The 15,920-nt window shown below is 73.9% G+C and carries 12 protein-coding genes; 7 read left to right on the top strand and 5 right to left on the bottom strand.

The annotated features are described in order from the left end of the window. Positions 1–10 precede the first annotated feature (10 nt). A complete protein-coding gene (locus ORI94_RS19140) occupies positions 11–1,117 on the top strand; it encodes a citrate synthase 2 (RefSeq protein ID WP_266077153.1) in 1,107 nt (368 codons plus the stop codon). Positions 1,118–1,692: 575 nt separating this feature from the next. Next, complete coding sequence (locus ORI94_RS19135) at positions 1,693–3,117, top strand: PAS domain-containing protein (RefSeq protein WP_266077151.1); 1,425 nt, start codon at positions 1,693–1,695, stop codon at positions 3,115–3,117. 61 nt (positions 3,118–3,178) lie between these two features. Here the strand turns inward: ORI94_RS19135 and ORI94_RS19130 are convergent, their stop codons facing one another. Beyond that, positions 3,179–3,934: an SIS domain-containing protein gene (locus tag ORI94_RS19130; RefSeq protein ID WP_266077149.1), complete on the bottom strand. Its 756-nt coding sequence runs from the start codon at positions 3,932–3,934 to the stop codon at positions 3,179–3,181. 261 nt (positions 3,935–4,195) lie between these two features. Between ORI94_RS19130 and ORI94_RS19125 the strand changes: the two genes are divergently transcribed. Further along, positions 4,196–4,888, top strand: a complete 693-nt coding sequence (locus tag ORI94_RS19125; RefSeq protein WP_042169139.1) for a metal-dependent transcriptional regulator — start codon at positions 4,196–4,198, stop codon at positions 4,886–4,888. Positions 4,889–5,392: 504 nt separating this feature from the next. Then, complete coding sequence (locus ORI94_RS19120; RefSeq protein WP_266077146.1) at positions 5,393–6,256, top strand: alpha/beta fold hydrolase; 864 nt, start codon at positions 5,393–5,395, stop codon at positions 6,254–6,256. A gap of 499 nt (positions 6,257–6,755) precedes the next feature. Here the strand turns inward: ORI94_RS19120 and ORI94_RS19115 are convergent, their stop codons facing one another. The 3 genes from ORI94_RS19115 to ORI94_RS19105 all read right to left on the bottom strand — a co-directional run bounded on the left by ORI94_RS19115 (position 6,756) and on the right by ORI94_RS19105 (position 10,078). Next, positions 6,756–8,354: a transporter gene (locus ORI94_RS19115; protein WP_266077144.1), complete on the bottom strand. Its 1,599-nt coding sequence runs from the start codon at positions 8,352–8,354 to the stop codon at positions 6,756–6,758. A 68-nt stretch (positions 8,355–8,422) separates the two neighbouring features. Further along, positions 8,423–9,223, bottom strand: coding sequence for an ABC transporter ATP-binding protein (locus tag ORI94_RS19110; protein ID WP_266077142.1), 801 nt, complete (start codon positions 9,221–9,223; stop codon positions 8,423–8,425). 138 nt (positions 9,224–9,361) lie between these two features. Continuing rightward, complete coding sequence (locus ORI94_RS19105) at positions 9,362–10,078, bottom strand: bifunctional DNA primase/polymerase (protein ID WP_266077381.1); 717 nt, start codon at positions 10,076–10,078, stop codon at positions 9,362–9,364. 339 nt (positions 10,079–10,417) lie between these two features. Here ORI94_RS19105 and ORI94_RS19100 point away from each other — a divergent pair, with 339 nt between their 5' ends. Both ORI94_RS19100 and ORI94_RS19095 read left to right on the top strand, forming a co-directional pair. Beyond that, complete coding sequence (locus ORI94_RS19100; protein WP_266077140.1) at positions 10,418–11,803, top strand: transcriptional regulator; 1,386 nt, start codon at positions 10,418–10,420, stop codon at positions 11,801–11,803. Positions 11,804–12,110: 307 nt separating this feature from the next. After that, entirely contained in the window at positions 12,111–13,886 is a 1,776-nt protein-coding gene (locus ORI94_RS19095) for a hypothetical protein (RefSeq protein ID WP_266077138.1), read from the top strand. 82 nt (positions 13,887–13,968) lie between these two features. On the opposite strand, the gene ORI94_RS19090 is transcribed toward ORI94_RS19095, so the two are convergent. Continuing rightward, positions 13,969–15,285, bottom strand: a complete 1,317-nt coding sequence (locus ORI94_RS19090) for an ABC transporter substrate-binding protein (protein ID WP_266077136.1) — start codon at positions 15,283–15,285, stop codon at positions 13,969–13,971. 172 nt (positions 15,286–15,457) lie between these two features. Here ORI94_RS19090 and ORI94_RS19085 point away from each other — a divergent pair, with 172 nt between their 5' ends. Next, positions 15,458–15,904, top strand: a complete 447-nt coding sequence (locus ORI94_RS19085; RefSeq protein WP_266077134.1) for an SCO4402 family protein — start codon at positions 15,458–15,460, stop codon at positions 15,902–15,904. Positions 15,905–15,920 lie beyond the last annotated feature (16 nt).

Raw genomic sequence — 15,920 nt, 5'->3', positions numbered from 1 at the left:
GAGCCGCCTGATGTCCGACTTCGTACCCGGGCTCGAAGGAGTCGTCGCGTTCGAAACGGAGATCGCCGAACCGGACAAGGAGGGCGGCGCACTCCGGTACCGGGGCGTCGACATCGAGAACCTGGTCGGGCACGTCTCCTTCGGGAACGTCTGGGGCCTTCTCGTCGACGGCGCCTTCAACCCCGGTCTGCCGCCCGCCGAGCCCTTCCCGATCCCCGTCCACTCCGGTGACGTCCGCGTCGACGTCCAGTCCGCGCTCGCCATGCTGGCACCGGTCTGGGGCCTGAAACCGCTGCTCGACATCGATGCCGGGCAGGCCCGCGACGATCTCGCGCGCGCCGCCGTCATGGCCCTGTCCTACGTCGCCCAGTCCGCGCGCGGCCAGGGCCTGCCCATGGTCCCGCAGAGCGAGATAGACAAGGCGCGGTCCGTCGTCGAACGCTTCATGATCCGCTGGCGCGGCGAACCCGACCCCAAGCACGTCGCCGCCGTCGACGCGTACTGGACCTCCGCCGCCGAGCACGGCATGAACGCCTCCACCTTCACGGCCCGCGTCATCGCCTCCACCGGCGCGGACGTGGCCGCGGCCCTCTCGGGCGCCGTCGGCGCCATGTCGGGCCCCCTGCACGGCGGCGCGCCCTCGCGCGTCCTCGGCATGATCGAGGAGATCGAACGCACCGGAGACGCCGAGGCGTACGTGAAGGGGGCGCTCGACCGGGGCGAACGCCTCATGGGCTTCGGCCACCGCGTCTACCGCGCCGAGGACCCCCGCGCCCGCGTGCTGCGCCGCACCGCCCGCGAGCTCGGTGCCCCGCGCTTCGAGGTCGCCGAGGCGCTGGAGAAGGCCGCCCTGGCCGAGCTCCACGCCCGCCGTCCCGACCGCGTCCTGGCCACCAACGTCGAGTTCTGGGCCGCCATCGTCCTGGACTTCGCCGAGGTGCCGGCCCCCATGTTCACCTCGATGTTCACCTGTGCCCGTACCGCGGGCTGGTCGGCCCACATCCTCGAGCAGAAGCGCACCGGCCGCCTGGTCCGCCCCTCCGCCCGCTACACGGGCCCCGGCAGCCGCGACCCGCACGAGATCGAGGGCTACGCGGACATGGCCGACCGGGCCTGAGCCCGGGTCCCCGGAAGCACACGGAAACGCAGACGACCCGCGAGCCTGGTCCTCCAGAGGAGGGGCCGGCCGGACGTACCGGCGACTCGCGGGTCGGGCGACTGCGTTGGATTGGGCCGGTCGCGTGCATCACACACACGCTGGTCCGGCGCCGAACCGAGTACGGCGACGGGCTACTGGCCCGCAGCCACCTCTTCCGTCCGGTATGCGTACATCTGCCGAACCACCTCCTTTCCGGAATGCCACCACCTTAGGAAACGGCCCGCCGTCCGATCAACCGCTTTTTCGAGATATCGGCCGTCGGACGTGTCGCCGCTGGTCATCTGCCGTGCGGCGGACCGGGGGACGCGGGGTGGGGCGCACCTTCGCCGGCCCGCGGACGAGGACCGGGACCGAGGGGGACGCCCGGCGGGGGGAGCGGCCGCCGAGCGGGAACGGGTGCGAAATGCTGGCGGCGCACAACGATTTTCTCCATGTTGCGGGAACCCGGTGTGCGCTGAGTCACGTTCAAGTTGAATGAGGGCAAGTGGGCGGACCGACGTGCCGTACGCAGGACGCAGCTGCAGGGGGTCCAGGTGAGTACTTCCCGGAGTAGTGGGACCACCGACGAAGAACTGGGGCCCGACGAGCCCGGGCGGGAGAGTTCGGATGGTTCCGATCTGCTGGCCGCGTTGCTGGACGGCATGGACGCCGCCCTGTGCGCCTTCGACGCGGACGCGGTGGTGACGCACTGGAACCGCGAGGCCGAGCGCATCCTCGGGTGGACCGCGGCCGAGGCCGTGGGCCGGCAGGGCTTCGCCGGATGGGCGGTGCGCGGCGCGGACGCCGCGGAGGTCGAGGCCCGGCTGATGTCGGCCATGGAGGCCGCGGGCCGGCAGGTGCACGAGTTCGCGCTGCTGACCAAGGACGGCGGCCGGGTGCTGGTGCGGACCCAGTCCGCGGCCGTACGCGGGCCCGACGGGAAGCCGGCGGGTGTGTACTGCGCGTTCAGCGAGGTGCACACGCAGATCGACCTGGAACGGTCGATCGCGCTGAGCGAGGCGCTGCTGGCGGACGCGAGCTGGGGCGTCGTCCTCGTGGACGCCGATCTGCGGCCCGCCGTGCTGAACACGCACGCGGCGAAGGCGTTCGGCACCGGGCGCACCTCCGTGCTGGGGCGGCCGCTCGGGGAGCTGCTGTCGCAGGGCGTGGAGGAACTGGAGAGCGCGCTCACCCACGTGCTGGCCCAGGGCGCTCCGCCCGCGCCCGCCGAGATCTGGGTGAGTGTGCGGGAGCCGAAGGGCGAACGGCGGCGGTGCTGGCGGTGCGGCTTCGTGCGGCTGGCGTCGCCGCTGGCGGAGGAGCCGGTGCCGCTCGGTGTGGGCTGGCTGTTCCAGGACGTGACCGAGGCCCGGCAGGGCGAGCAGGAGGCGTCGCTGGCGCGGTTCCGGGCGCAGCAGCTGCACCGGGCGGCGCGGGCGGCGGCCGAGTGCGAGGACCCGGCGGAGGCCGTCACCGTCCATCTGGACTTCGCGCTCGCCGGATTCGCCGACCACGCGCTGATCGACCGCGTGGCGGACCGGGCGGCCGACGCGGCGGCAGGGACGGCGGGCGAGGCGGAGGACGCGGGAGGGGTCCGGCTGGTGCGGATCGCGGCCACACCGTCCGGGGCGCCGGGGCCGAGCCGGCTCGCCGGGCAGGCGGGGCTGCCGGTGCGGTACGGCCCGGGCCACCCCGCCCTGCGGTGCGTCGAGCGGGCCGGTTCCGTACGGGCCGACGCGGGGGCGGTGGCGGCATCGGAGGCGCGCGCGTGGGCGGTGTCCCGGCAGTGGCCGGAGGATGTGGCGCACGCCCTGTGCACGGTGCTGCGCAGCCGCGGCCGGACGCTCGGCGCCGTGACGTTTCTGCGCGGCCCGGGACGCAACGCCTTCGAACGACCCGACGCGATGTACGCGGAGGACGTGGCCCTCCGCATCGCCACCGCCCTGGACCTGGCGGGGGTGACCGGGCAGCGGGAGTGACGGCGGGACCCGGTGCCGGGACTCGGCGCCGGAATTCGGCGCGGGGCTTCGGCGCGGGGATTCAGCGCCGGTAGAAGATCCGGTCGGCGTACCGCTCCATGACGCGGCCGTTCCATTCGTGGCCGCCGTCGACGTTGCCGGAGCGCAGGAGGGGCGGCTCGATGCCGCGGTCGGCCAGGGTGGCGGCCGCGGTGGCCATGACCGCCTGGAGGAGGGCCGCGGTGACGACGGTGGAGGCGGGGGCGAAGGGGGCGGGCACGTTGTCCAGGGTCAGCTCCGCGTCGCCCACCGCGATCTTGGAGTCCAGGACGAGATCGCAGTGGTCCTTGAGGTAGGTCCCCGACGCGTGCCGGGAGGTCGTCTCCGTCGCGTACGCCACCGAGGTCACGCCGATGACCTTCAGGCCCAGGGCGCGGGCGTTCACGGCCATCTCCACGGGCAGCGCGTTGCGCCCGGACAGGGAGACGATCACCAGCGCGTCGCCCGCGCGGGCCGGGGACGATTCGAGCACGGCGCCCGCGAGCCCGTCGACGCGTTCGAGGGCCGAGCCGAGGGTGGCCGGCATCACGTCGACGCCGACGGCGCCCGGGACGGCGAGCAGGTTCATCAGGGCGAGTCCGCCCGCGCGGTAGACGACGTCCTGCGCGGCGAGCGAGGAGTGGCCGGCACCGAAGGCGAAGAGGCGTCCGCCGCCCGAAACCGTGTCGGCGAGCAGGGCGCCCGCGGCCGCGACGGAGTCGGCCTCCTCGTCGCGGACCCGGTGCAGCAGGTCGATCGCGGCGTCGAGGAACCGGCCGGCCGGCCTACGGTCGCTCATGCGGCATCCCTTCGGGGTGGACTGCTGCCGATCACCGTGCGGTCCGGACCAGTACCGTGTCAACATGGCGGCCCGAGGGGCCGGGAAGCCCTTCGCGGCGGCCCTGTACCACCCGGTACCACCCCGTACGTGCCTTTCGTTTCCACGGTGCGCCTCGGTTGTCGGCGCCATGCGTCAGAATTGAGTCCAGGGCCAGCGCATGCGCCGGTGAGCCGTCCAGCCTCCGGCAGAGCCAATCGCAGATCTCATCGAGGGGCACGTATGTCCGGACTGATCGACACCACGGAGATGTATCTCCGCACCATCCTCGAGCTGGAGGAGGAAGGCGTGGTCCCCATGCGCGCCCGGATCGCGGAGCGGCTCGACCAGAGCGGGCCGACGGTCAGCCAGACGGTGGCGCGGATGGAGCGTGACGGCCTGGTGTCCGTCGCGGCCGACCGTCACCTGGAGTTCACCGACGAGGGCCGCCGGCTCGCCACCCGCGTGATGCGCAAGCACCGCCTCGCCGAGTGTCTGCTCGTCGACGTGATCGGCCTGGAGTGGGAGCAGGTGCACGCCGAGGCCTGCCGCTGGGAGCACGTGATGAGCGAGGCCGTCGAGCGCCGTGTGCTGGAGCTGCTGCGGCACCCCACCGAGTCGCCCTACGGCAACCCGATCCCGGGCCTGGAGGAGCTGGGCGAGAAGGACGGCGCCGACCCGTTCCTGGACGAGGGCATGGTGTCCCTGGCCGAACTCGACCCCGGTGCCGAGGGCAAGACGGTCGTGGTGCGCCGTATCGGCGAGCCGATCCAGACGGACGCGCAGCTGATGTACACGCTGCGCCGGGCGGGTGTCCAGCCCGGTTCGGTGGTCAGCGTGACGGAGTCGGCGGGCGGTGTCCTGGTGGGCAGCAGCGGTGAGGCGGCCGAGCTGGAGAAGGACGTCGCCTCGCACGTGTTCGTCGCCAAGCCGTAGCCGTAGCTCTGTCCGGGGCCGGTCAACTCGACCGGTGTGGAGGGACGTTGCGGCGACGGTGCGATCGCGCCGAATCCGGGACCGAGTGCGCCGAAGCGCAGCGCCCGGCCGGTTCGCGTGCGAGGCTGTCGCGTGAGGCATATGACCTGAGGGGCTCTTGGCCGGGCCGGCGACGCTGTCCCCCGGCCGGGGAGGGCGGGAGGATGTGCCGTGACCACGTGAGGAGCCCCGGCGCCGCACGGCGCCGGGGCCTGTCCTCCCCTGTGCTGACCCGGAGCCCCGAGCTCCCAGGGTCATTCCCTGCGGACCGGTTTCCCCGAGTGGTCCGCCTCCCGTTGGAAATCTCCCCCCGGCCGCGGCGGTCAATCCTCGAGCGGGGTCACTCGAACGAGGGATCTTGGCGGCCGGAACCGCATTCTCGAAAGCGCATTCGATAATTTGTGGGGCGGCAACAGCAGGCAGGGCAAGGAGCACGGCAGGCAGCGAGCTGGGGGTGCCAAGACGATGGCGCGACGCATCGACGTGACGGGGGCGGACGGCGTACGTCTCGCCGCCTGGGAGTTCGGCGACCCGCCCAAGACCGGCAGCGACCCGGCGGAGCGCACGAGCGTGCTGTTACTCCACGGGCTCATGGGCCGCGCCTCGCACTGGGCGTCCACCGCCCGCTGGCTCTCCGCCCGGTACCGGGCGGTCGCCCTCGACCAGCGCGGCCACGGCCGCAGCGACAAACCCGCACAGGCCTCGTTCACCCGGGACGCCTACGTCGACGACACCGAGGCCGCCCTCGAACAGCTGGGCCTCGGCCCGGCCGTCCTCATCGGCCACGCGATGGGCGCGCTCACCGCCTGGCAGCTGGCCGCCAAACGCCCCGACCTGGTGCGCGGGGTGATCATCTGTGACATGCGGGCCTCCGCGCTCGGGGCGGCCTCGCAGCGCGAGTGGGCGCAGTGGTTCAAGGCCTGGCCCGTCCCGTTCGCCACGCTCGCCGACGTCCGCAGGTGGTTCGGCGAGGACGACCCGTGGGTGGAGCGTCCGAACCCGGCCCGCGGCGAGTTCTACGCCGAGGTGATGGCCGAGTCCCCGGACGGCTGGCGGCCGGTCTTCGACCTCGGCCAGATGCTCCGCTCCCGCGAGACCTGGGTGTACGACGCGCACTGGGAGGAGCTGGCCCAGGTGCGGTGCCCGACCCTGGTGGTCCGCGGCCTCGACGGCGAACTGGGCCGTGCGGAGGCCCAGGAGATGGTCCGCGTCCTGCCCCGCGGCCGGTACGCGGAGGTGGCCGACGCCGGCCACCTCGTCCACTACGACCAGCCCGAGGCCTGGCGCACGGCCATCGAACCGTTCCTCGAGTCCTTCCAGGACACCTGAGCCCCACCCCCTCCGGCCCTTGCCGGTCCGCCGGCCGTGCCGTGCACGCCGCCCCGCGTCACCGGCCCCGCGCCCGCCCCGTCCTCCGGGCGTCCGGGCCCGCTCGGCGGGTCCGCGCTCCCGCTCGGCTCCGGTGCCGCGTCGGTCCGAGGCGATGTGCCGCCTGTCTGCCGGTCGCGGGCGCCGTTCCTGCCGTCCCGTGTCCGGCCGTGGTCGCCGGCGCGTCCGCGGGAAGTCCGCCTCGCGACTCGTCGGCCACGCCCGCCCGTCGCCGCCCCGGTCCCGTGCCCCGCCCGGCGGACCCGCACCCCGCCCGGCCCCTGGGCACCGTCGGCCTCGTGGCGGACCGCAGCCGACCGCAGCCGACCGCCGGCCACCACGTGTCGCGCACGCCCGTCCCGCGCACACGTCCCGGTGCCCGCTTCTCCACCGGCCGCCCGGAGCCACACCCCGGCCGCGCCCTCGTTTCCTTCCGTCCCCGTCCCGCCCGGAGGGCCCCTCAGCCCTTGCTGACCGCCGTGAGGATCTCCGGCAGGCGGCGAGCCGTGCTCGGGGCCGCGAGGCGCAGGCCGAGGAACGTGAGGGCGGCGCCGTACGCCGTACCCGCCGGGAGCAGCAGCCATGTCCAACCCTCGCCGCCCCCGCTCACGTTCAGCCAGATCGTGAGGGCGATGACCGGTGCGCAGAGCACGGCCGCCGCCACCATGCCGCCGAAGAGCGAGATCCAGGCGAGCCCGGTCTGCCCGGGGGCCACGTTCTTGTAGCCCTCCTGCGGGATGGAGTACGGGAAGCGCGCCGACGTCCACGCGCCGGTCGCGAGCATCGCGCCGAGGAGGGCGAAGGACAGCCCCAGGGCCTCCGGCAGCCGCGGCCAGTCGCCGAGCATCGCGGTGGTCACGAGGGTCACGAGCGTCGAGTACGGCAGGGTGACCAGCAGCAGGGCCATGGCGCGGGCGCGGAGCTCGAGGTAGGCGTCCCGGGGGCCGGCGATCGTCATCGCGACCATCCAGAACGCGGAGGTGTCCTGCCCGAACTGGTTGTACATCATGATGCCGAGCATCCCGGCGGCGAAGCAGGCGAAGTAGACCGAGCCGGTGCCCTGCCAGGCGTTGAACACCGGCACGATCAGCCCGATGGCCAGCGAGGTCGTCCACGCCGCCTTGGTCTTGGGGTCGCGCCAGACGTAGCGGAGGCTGCGTTCCATGGCCGTGCCGGTGCGTCCCGCGGGCAGCAGCCGGACGAGCCCGGTCGAGGAACGGTCGCGCACGACCGCCTCCCCGCCCTGCAGGGTGGACCCGTCGGGCGAGGTCATCAACCGCGACAGCGACCGAGACCAGAGCGCGAGGAACACCACCAGGGCCCCGGCGGTCAGCGCGAGTTGGACGGCGGCGGCCCCGTACGCGCCCTCGCCCGCCGAGTGCACCGCGCCGATCGCGGACGCCGGCGGGACCCACCGGACCACGTCCGCGACCGGTGCGAGCTGTTCCAGCCCGGAGGAACCGAGCCGCTGTACGGCGAAGTTGACGAACTGCGCGCCGACCGCGATCACGAGTCCGCTGAGCACCGCGAGGTCGCGCCCCCTGCGGCTGGTCAGCAGCCGTACGTTGGCGGTGGCGACCGCGCGGGCCAGCGCCACGCACACCAGCAGCGCCGACGGGACGGCGAGGAGCCCGACGGCGGTCGCCGCCCCGCCGCGCGCGACGGCGACCGCGGAACCGGCCAGCACACACAGTGTGAACAGCGGCCCGATGCCGACCAGCGAGGCGACGAGCAGGGCCCGCACCAGCGGGCGGGGGCGCAGCGGCAGCATCACCAGCCGGGTCGGGTCCAGGGTCTCGTCGCCACTGGGGAAGAACAGCGGCATCACCGCCCAGCCCAGCGCCAGCACCGCCACGAGCAGCACGACCAGCGACTCGGCGTGGTCGACGCGGCGCAGCGCGATCAGACCGACGAGCTGGAGCGCGGCGAACAACAGGGCGAAGACGGCCGAGGCGATGTAGGCGGCCCTGCGGCCACCGGACTGCCGCAGCCCGCCCCGCAGCAGCGACAGCTTCAGCCGGACGAAGACGTGCGTGACCGAGGGAGGGGGCCCGGGCACGGGAACGGGAGCGGTGCCGGGAGGGGGAGCAGGAAGGGGGCCGGGGCCGGGCGCGGGCGCGGGGGCGGTCACCGGGGCCCGCCGCCCAGCCAGTCGAGGGCGGAGCCGGTGTCGCGGCCGCGCGCGCCGACGAGTTCCAGGAACGCCGTCTGCAGCGAGGGCGCGTCGCCGCGCACCTCGGCGAGCGGCCCGTGGGCGCGGATCCGGCCCGCGGCCAGCACCGCGACCCAGTCGCACAGCGACTCGACGAGCTCCATGACGTGCGAGGAGAAGACGACCGTGGCACCGGAGGCGGTGTACCGCTCCAGAACGCCCCGGATGGTCTGCGCGGAGACCGGGTCGACGCCCTCGAACGGCTCGTCCAGGAAGAGCACCTCGGGATTGTGCAGCAGCGCGGAGGCGAGGCCGATCTTCTTGCGCATGCCGGTCGAGTAGTCGACGACGAGCTTGTGCTGGGCCCCGGCCAGGTCGAGGACGTCGAGGAGCTGGGTGGCCCGTTTGTCGACCTCGGCGCCGGGCAGGCCGCGCAGCCGGCCGGTGTAGGCGAGCAGTTCGCGCCCCGACAGCCGCTCGAACAGCCGCAGCCCCTCCGGCAGCACCCCGATCCGCGCCTTGACCTCGACCGGGTCGCGCCACACGTCGTGTCCCACGACCTCGACGGTGCCCTGGTCGGGCCGCAGCAGCCCGGTCACCATCGACAGCGTGGTGGTCTTGCCGGCTCCGTTCGGCCCGACGAGCCCGATGAACCTGCCCGCGGGCAGCTCCAGATCGATCCCGGCCACCGCGACCTGCTGACCGAACCTCTTCCAGAGTCCCCGCACACGTACGGCGGCCGGACCCACCCCTGTTCGCGCTGTTCCCTCCGTCATACGAGGCACCCTACGGGGGCCCGCCCGACGGGGGGACGGGTCGTGCGCGCCGGGATCATCCCCCGGCGTGAACCCCCACCGCTCCCACCGCTCTCGCCGCTCCCACCGCTCTCGCCGCTCTCGCCGGTCCCGGTGGTTCTACCGGTCCTGCCGTTCCCGGCGGGCACGCCGTTCCCGCCGTTCCCGGCGGTCCTGCCGGTCGCGGCCGCATGCGTACGCCAGTGCCGGGATCAGCTCCGCGGCGTCCGGCAACCACTGGTTCGCCGGGGTCGGCCTGCTGGCCCACTGCACGGCCCCCTTGGACCCGAACCGCGTGGGCGGGGCCGCCACGTACGTCCCCTCGCCCCGTACGGTCAGATCGAGCGGGGACAGCGACCAGCCCAGGGAACGGATCAGGGCCGGCACCTTCACGGCGGCGCCGGGGAGCACGAAGAACTCCATGCGCCGGGCGGGCGTCAGGATCACCGGACCGCGCGCCAGCCCTCTCCGCTCCATCCGGGCCAGCGCCAGGAACCCGGCCGTCTCGGGGACGGAGATCGTGTCGAAGGAATGGCCGGTGGGCAGCAGGATCGAGGCCGTGGGCCGCATCTGCCACATGCGGCGGACGGCGCTCGCGCTGCCGGTCACCTGGCCCGCCCAGTCGGAGCGCGCCGGGTGTGCGCCGGGTGCCGGGCACTCGACGACACCGCACGAGCAACGGTGCACCCCGTCGACGGCCTCCAGCCAGGTACCCGGAAACACGTCCCAGTGCCGCTCCTCGGTATAGCGAACCGCGGTGTCCAGCAGGGTTTCCCCGCGCTGCTTCGGGATCTGTCCGGCATCGGTGCCGGGGATCGTCTCTTCCACGACGAGCACAACTACGTCCGCCACCAGGGGTTACGCCCACGCCCGTGCGCGGGGGAGGGGCACCTGCCCGTGGTCGGGGCGCATGGGTGCATGTGCGGGGGCGCGCGTGAGGATCGGTGTCCGCGGGCGGGTAGCCAGGGGTGGGTGGTCGGGAGGGGGCCGGCATTCGCCGTTACCCCGTCAATTCGTACATGCCTCGCATCTTCGGCACCTCGGTGGGGCATTGATCTTTCCGGTCGGAACTTTCGTCCCTTCACGAGGGGAGTGGTCAGGGGACGGGCGGGACCGGCCGCCGAAGACACGTCAACTCGGTGCGCGGGCAGGCACCGCAGCCTCAGGGGGTATGCCATGGCCGCAAGGCCTCTCGTCGCGCGGCAGCCGAACGAACGACTGCAGGCGCTCATCCAGGAAGCCGGTTGCTCCAACGCCGGGCTGGCCCGCAGGGTCAACATGTGCGGTGCCGAACACGGCCTCGACCTGCGGTACGACAAGACGTCGGTGGCCCGCTGGCTGCGCGGACAGCAGCCGCGGGGCCGGGCACCGATGATCATCGCGGAGGCGCTCGGACGCAAGCTGGGCCGTACGGTCACGATCGACGAGATCGGCATGGCCAACGGCAAGAACCTCGCGTCGGGTGTCGGTCTCCAGTTCTCGCCGACGGTACTGGGGGCCATAGAGCAGGTCTGCGAGCTGTGGCGCAGCGACGTGGGCCGGCGGGACTTCCTGTCCGGCTCCTCCGTCGCCGCGTCCGCGCTGGTGGAGCCGAGCCGGGACTGGCTGATCTCCGCCCCCGACCCGCAGGTCGCCCGCTCGGCAGGGCCGCGGGTCGGGCGCTCCGACGTGGCGGCCGTGCGGGACATGACGCAGTCCCTGGTGGACCTGGACCACCAGTACGGCAGCGGGCATGTGCGCCCGGTCGTCGTGCACTACCTCAACAGCGTCGTCTCCGGGCTGCTCGCCGGCTCCTACCGGGAGGCCGTGGGACGCGAGTTGTTCGCGGCGGTCGCCCGGCTGACCGAATTGGCCGGGTACATGGCCGTCGACACCGGGCAACCGGGCCTCGCCCAGCGCTACTACATCCAGGCGCTGCGGCTGGCCCAGGCGGCCGGCGACCGGGGGTACGGCGGGTACGTGCTCGCCGCCTCCATGAGCCATCTGGCCGCGGAGCTCGGAAACCCGCGCGAGATCGCGCAGTTGGCGCGGGCGGCCCAGGAGGGCGCGCGCGGGCGGGCGACCCCCCGCGCGGAGGCCATGTTCCGAGCCGCGGAGGCACGCGGACACGCGCTGACGGGTGACGCGCGGGCCGCGCAGGAAGCGGCCGGGCGCGCGATCAGCGCCATGGAGGCGGCCGACCCGGCCTCGGGGGACGACCCCGTGTGGATCGCACACTTCGACACGGCCTACCTGGCCGACGAACTGGCGCACTGCCACCGGGACCTGGGCCGGGCCGAGGCCGCCGCGCGGTGCGCGCGCGAGTCCCTGGACGGGCATCCCGAGTCGCGGGCGCGGCGCCGGGCGATCGGCTATCTGCTGCTCGCCACGGCGCAGGTGCAGCAGCGGGAGGTCGAACAGGCCTGCAGCACGGGCCTGAAGGCGGTGGAACTGCTCGACGGGCTCAGGTCCGACCGGGGCGCCGAGTACCTGGAGGACTTCCAGCAGCGGCTGGAGCCGTACCAGGAGGAGCCGGCGGTGAGGGAGTTCGGGGCGCGGATGGCCCTGCCCGCGGCGGCGTGAGCGCGACGGGGGCGCTGCGCGGGCCAGGTGGGGCACCGCAAGGGCGTGATCGGGCGCCGGCCGCCGGGTTCACCCGGCGGCCGGCGCCGGGTGAACGCCGTGGGTGATCCCGGGTGAACGTGCGGACACAGGGAAGTTGACGCGGAAGCGGAGCGGAGGGGGGTGACATGAACAGCGTGCGGTGACCCGGTTCTGTTACCGCCCTCACAGGGTATGAGGTCAGGTCCTGTGCTGCGTGGCACCGGGCTCCGGGGACCCGGTAGCGTGAGCCGACGATCCACAAGGTTCCCCATGGGTAGGAGTCCCGGTGACGCAGAGTGGACAGGGCGAGGAGCCCTCGGCGCGCCCCGCGCGCGAAGGCATCGTGCTGCCCTCCGACGGCGGTGAGCCCCTGCTGCCCGGCATGACGGGCCCTCCGGCCGGTCCGGTCGCGCCGGACGGCACGGAGGCGGGCGCCCGCCCGCCCGGCGGCCAGACCTGGGGCACGCCGTGGGGGCCCGATCAGCAGACGCCGCCCGCGTCGCAGCCGCCGTCCGGCCAGGAGTGGCAGTCGCCGCCGCCCGCCCAGCAGTGGGGCACGCAGGAACCGGCACCCTGGGACACGCGGGGTCCGGCCGCGGGCCGGCAGGGCCCGGGCCCGCTGCCGCCCGAAGGCGCGCAGGCCCCGGCCCACGGCGCGACCCACGGCGCCCACTCCTCGTACGACCCGGCGTACGGCCCGTCGTACGACCCGAACGCCGGTGGCCCCTCCGCGCCGATGCCACCGCAGGCCACCGGCCGGGAACCCGGCTACGGCGGGTACCGGAGCGATGACGCCTACGGCTCCGCCCCCGAGGGGACGGACGGTTACGGGCAGCAGGGCGGCGGCGCTGCGCTGCCGCCGCAGCAGGGTTCCGGGTACGGCGCCCCCGCCGGCGCGTACGGTTCCGGCGGGACGGGCGCGCTGCCCGACGGGTCGGAGGGAGCCACCCAGTTCATGCCGCCGGTGCCCGCCGCCCCCGTGGACGAGGGCGCGACCCAGTTCATACCCCCGGTGGGCCCGGGAGCGCTGCCTCCCGAGACGCCCGCCGCACACGACTCCGAATCGACCCGGTACCTGGGTCTGCCCGCCCAGGGGCCGGCGGGCCGGGCCGGCGGGCCGCCACCGCCCGCGGGCGGCCCCGACGCCGAGGCCACCCAGTTCATGGCGCCGGTGACCGACGGGCCCCAGGGCACGCCGTACGGTGCCGCGCCCGGTGTCCCCGCCGAGGAAGGGAACCGGCAGCCGCCCGCCGAGTTCGACAACCTCTTCCGCGCCTCCGGCGGCGAGGACCCGGCCGGGTCCACCCAGCAGATGCCCCGCGTCGAGCACCAGCGGCCACCCGCCTCTCCGCAGGCCGGGCACGGCGGCGGCCGGCGTGCCGCCCGCGAGAACGACGGCGGAGGCCGGGGCGGCCGGGGCGGCCGTACGGGTTCGAAGGTGCCGCTGATCGCGGCGGTCGGCATCGGGCTCGTCGTGTTCGGTGTCGGGGCGGGCGCCCTGCTCGGCGGCGGGGGCGACGACGGCGACGCCAAAGAGACGGTCTCCGCCACCGCGCCCGCGAGCGGGGCGCCGTCGGCCGAGCCGTCCGCCGAGCCGTCCGTCGACCCGGTCCGGCAGCAGGCCGTCGAGCTGGACAAGCTGCTGGCCCACAGTGGCGACAGCCGGTCCGCCGTGATCAACGCGGTGGAGGACGTGAAGGCCTGCAAGGACCTCCAGCAGGCGGCCAAGGACCTGCGGGAGGCGGCCGGGCAGCGCAACCAGCTCGTCACCGACCTGTCCGCGCTCTCGGTGGACGAGCTGCCCGAGCACGCGGCGCTGACCGCCGCACTCACCAAGGCGTGGCAGGCGTCGGCGTCGGCCGACAACCACTACGCGGCCTGGGCCGACCAGACCGCGGGCAAGAAGGGGTGCAGGAAGGGCCAGGCCCGTTCGACCGGCGAGACCGCGGCCGCCACCAAGGCCAGTGGCACCGCGACCGCCGAGAAGACCAAGGCCGCCGAGCTGTGGAACGCGATCGCCAAGCAGCACGGCCTGACCGAACGGCAGCCGACCCAGCTGTGACCGGCCCGGGGCCGGCCGGCGGCGGGCGATGACCGGCGACCGGTGACGGCGCGCCGGGCGGGCGGGCGTCCTGTCCCGGGCGTCAGGCCAGATCGGCGTTCCGCAGCGTGTCCGTCACGTCGATGAAGCCGTCGCGGCCGGACACGAGCCGGCCGTCCTCGACCTCCTGGAAGGTCACGTGGGCGTTGACCAGCCGGGGGAAGCCGACGGCGGCCAGCTTGTCCTGGAACCGCCAGCGCAGGGTGGGGGTGAGCCCGCCCGTCTCGACCTTCAGCCCGTCGTCCAGCGTCCGGGTCACGGTGTCGGCGCTGACCTCGCCCTCGCCGATCGACTCGACGACCTGCCGGAACACCGTGTAGGCGATCCAGGTGGTCTGCACACCGGCGTCGGCGGGGTCGATCCGGTTGTCGCCGAAAGCCTCCTTCTTGATGACGTCCTTCATCGGGTCCCAGAGCTCGTCGCTCGACGCCGGGTACCAGCCGGTGACGTACGACCCCTCGTACGGGCCCGACGCTCCGCCGGTCGTGTTGATCGTCGTCTGGTCGACACTGCCCAGCACGGTCGCGGTGCGCACGTCCGGGTAGTCGGCGCGGGCACGGCGGAAGGAGTCCATGAAGGTGCTGGTGCGGTCCCCGAGCGCGGGCACCACGCAGCCCTCGCCCTCCGGGCCGGCGGTGCTGGTCTCCAGGGCCTGCTTCGCCTGCCCGCCGTACTCGGTGGCCTCCTCCGCCGCCCGCTGGTCCGCGGTCGGCTCGTGACCGCCCGCGGACAGGCCCGAGTCGAGCAGCGGGGGCAGCTGGTCGCCCGCGATGGTGTCCGGCCGGATCAGGGTGACCGGCCCGCAGACGTCGGCGAGGGCGCGGCCCAGGCCCGCCAGCAACGCCGGCTGACCGCCGTTGACGGGATAGGACAGCGGGCTGGTGAACTCGTCGGTGGTGATGCCGTAACCGCCGATGTACGGGATGCCGGCGCCCTCGAGGGTCGGCAGGAACGCGTCGGCGTGCTGGCTGTACGAGCCGACCACCGCGACGGCGTTCTCCTTGACGGCGGTCCGGGCGCACCGCGAGGCGGACACGCTGTCGTTGTGCTCGTTGCAGGTGATCACGACGAGCTCGCGGCCGTTGATGCCGCCGCCGGCGTTCACCCAGCTCGCGTACGCCCGGGCGAAGGCCGGCATACCGGGCTTGTTGGTGGCGCTGGTCTTCTCGGGCGCCCAGGTCATGACGGTGATCGGTTCGTCGTCGGCGTCTCCCTGGCCGGGGACGACTCCGCATCCGGCGGTCAGCATCGCCGCCGCCAGCGTGCCCGCGGTCAGGGTGCCGGCTCTGGACGGCCGGGGGCCGCGGCGGGGGAGCGGGATGCTGCGGATGCGGCTGCGGTTGCGCGGACTGCCGGTCATGTTTACGCACGATTCCCCCACATCGCCAACCAGTGGGTTACCTGCCGTCAACGGATGGTGACACAGAGGTGAATTACCGGGTCCGGTGTGACCGGTGGCGGGGCGAAACGTACGATCGACGACCGTGCAAGGTTCGGAGAACTCTTCCCGTCGCGGCCGTCGCTCCTTCACCATGGGCGGCATGCCACTCAACGACATGCCATGGTGGCGCTGGCGCAGCAATGTGCGCTCCGCGCTGCACATGCTTTCCGACCCCGGGTTCCAGCACGGCGTCTGGCTGGCCGGGGTGGACGGCTACGGCGACGTCACCGACGCGGTCTACCGGCTGGTCGAGGACACCTGGCTGGACAACTGGTCCGCCGAGAAGTACGTGGGCACGATCTTCCGCGACTCCCAGGAGGCGGCGCTCGTGGACACCGCGGTGCTGCGCGTGCTGCGGATCATGCACCAGGTCGGCCCGGACGCGCCGGTGACCGCCTACCTCGAGCACGAGGGGTGGCCGGAGGCGGTGCGCGCCGCGCGGGACGCGCACGTACGGCTGGCGACCAGTGACGGGGAGGACCCCGACACGCCACCGCAGACCCTCGGGGCGCTGAGCATCCTGACCCGGTCCGCGTAGCGGAACGGCCGCACGG

The sequence above is a fragment of the Streptomyces sp. NEAU-W12 genome (assembly GCF_026242095.1).
Lineage (GTDB): Bacteria > Actinomycetota > Actinomycetes > Streptomycetales > Streptomycetaceae > Streptomyces.
This window is presented reverse-complemented; position numbering and strand designations above follow the sequence as displayed.

Coding starts and splice junctions, on each gene's coding strand:
- ORI94_RS19090 (WP_266077136.1), bottom strand. CDS start 15,285: ATGACCGGCAGTCCGCGCAACCGCAGCCGCATCCGCAGCATCCCGCTC.
- ORI94_RS19125 (WP_042169139.1), top strand. CDS start 4,196: ATGTCCGGACTGATCGACACCACGGAGATGTATCTCCGCACCATCCTC.
- ORI94_RS19110 (WP_266077142.1), bottom strand. CDS start 9,223: ATGACGGAGGGAACAGCGCGAACAGGGGTGGGTCCGGCCGCCGTACGT.
- ORI94_RS19140 (WP_266077153.1), top strand. CDS start 11: ATGTCCGACTTCGTACCCGGGCTCGAAGGAGTCGTCGCGTTCGAAACG.
- ORI94_RS19120 (WP_266077146.1), top strand. CDS start 5,393: ATGGCGCGACGCATCGACGTGACGGGGGCGGACGGCGTACGTCTCGCC.
- ORI94_RS19100 (WP_266077140.1), top strand. CDS start 10,418: ATGGCCGCAAGGCCTCTCGTCGCGCGGCAGCCGAACGAACGACTGCAG.
- ORI94_RS19085 (WP_266077134.1), top strand. CDS start 15,458: ATGGGCGGCATGCCACTCAACGACATGCCATGGTGGCGCTGGCGCAGC.
- ORI94_RS19130 (WP_266077149.1), bottom strand. CDS start 3,934: ATGAGCGACCGTAGGCCGGCCGGCCGGTTCCTCGACGCCGCGATCGAC.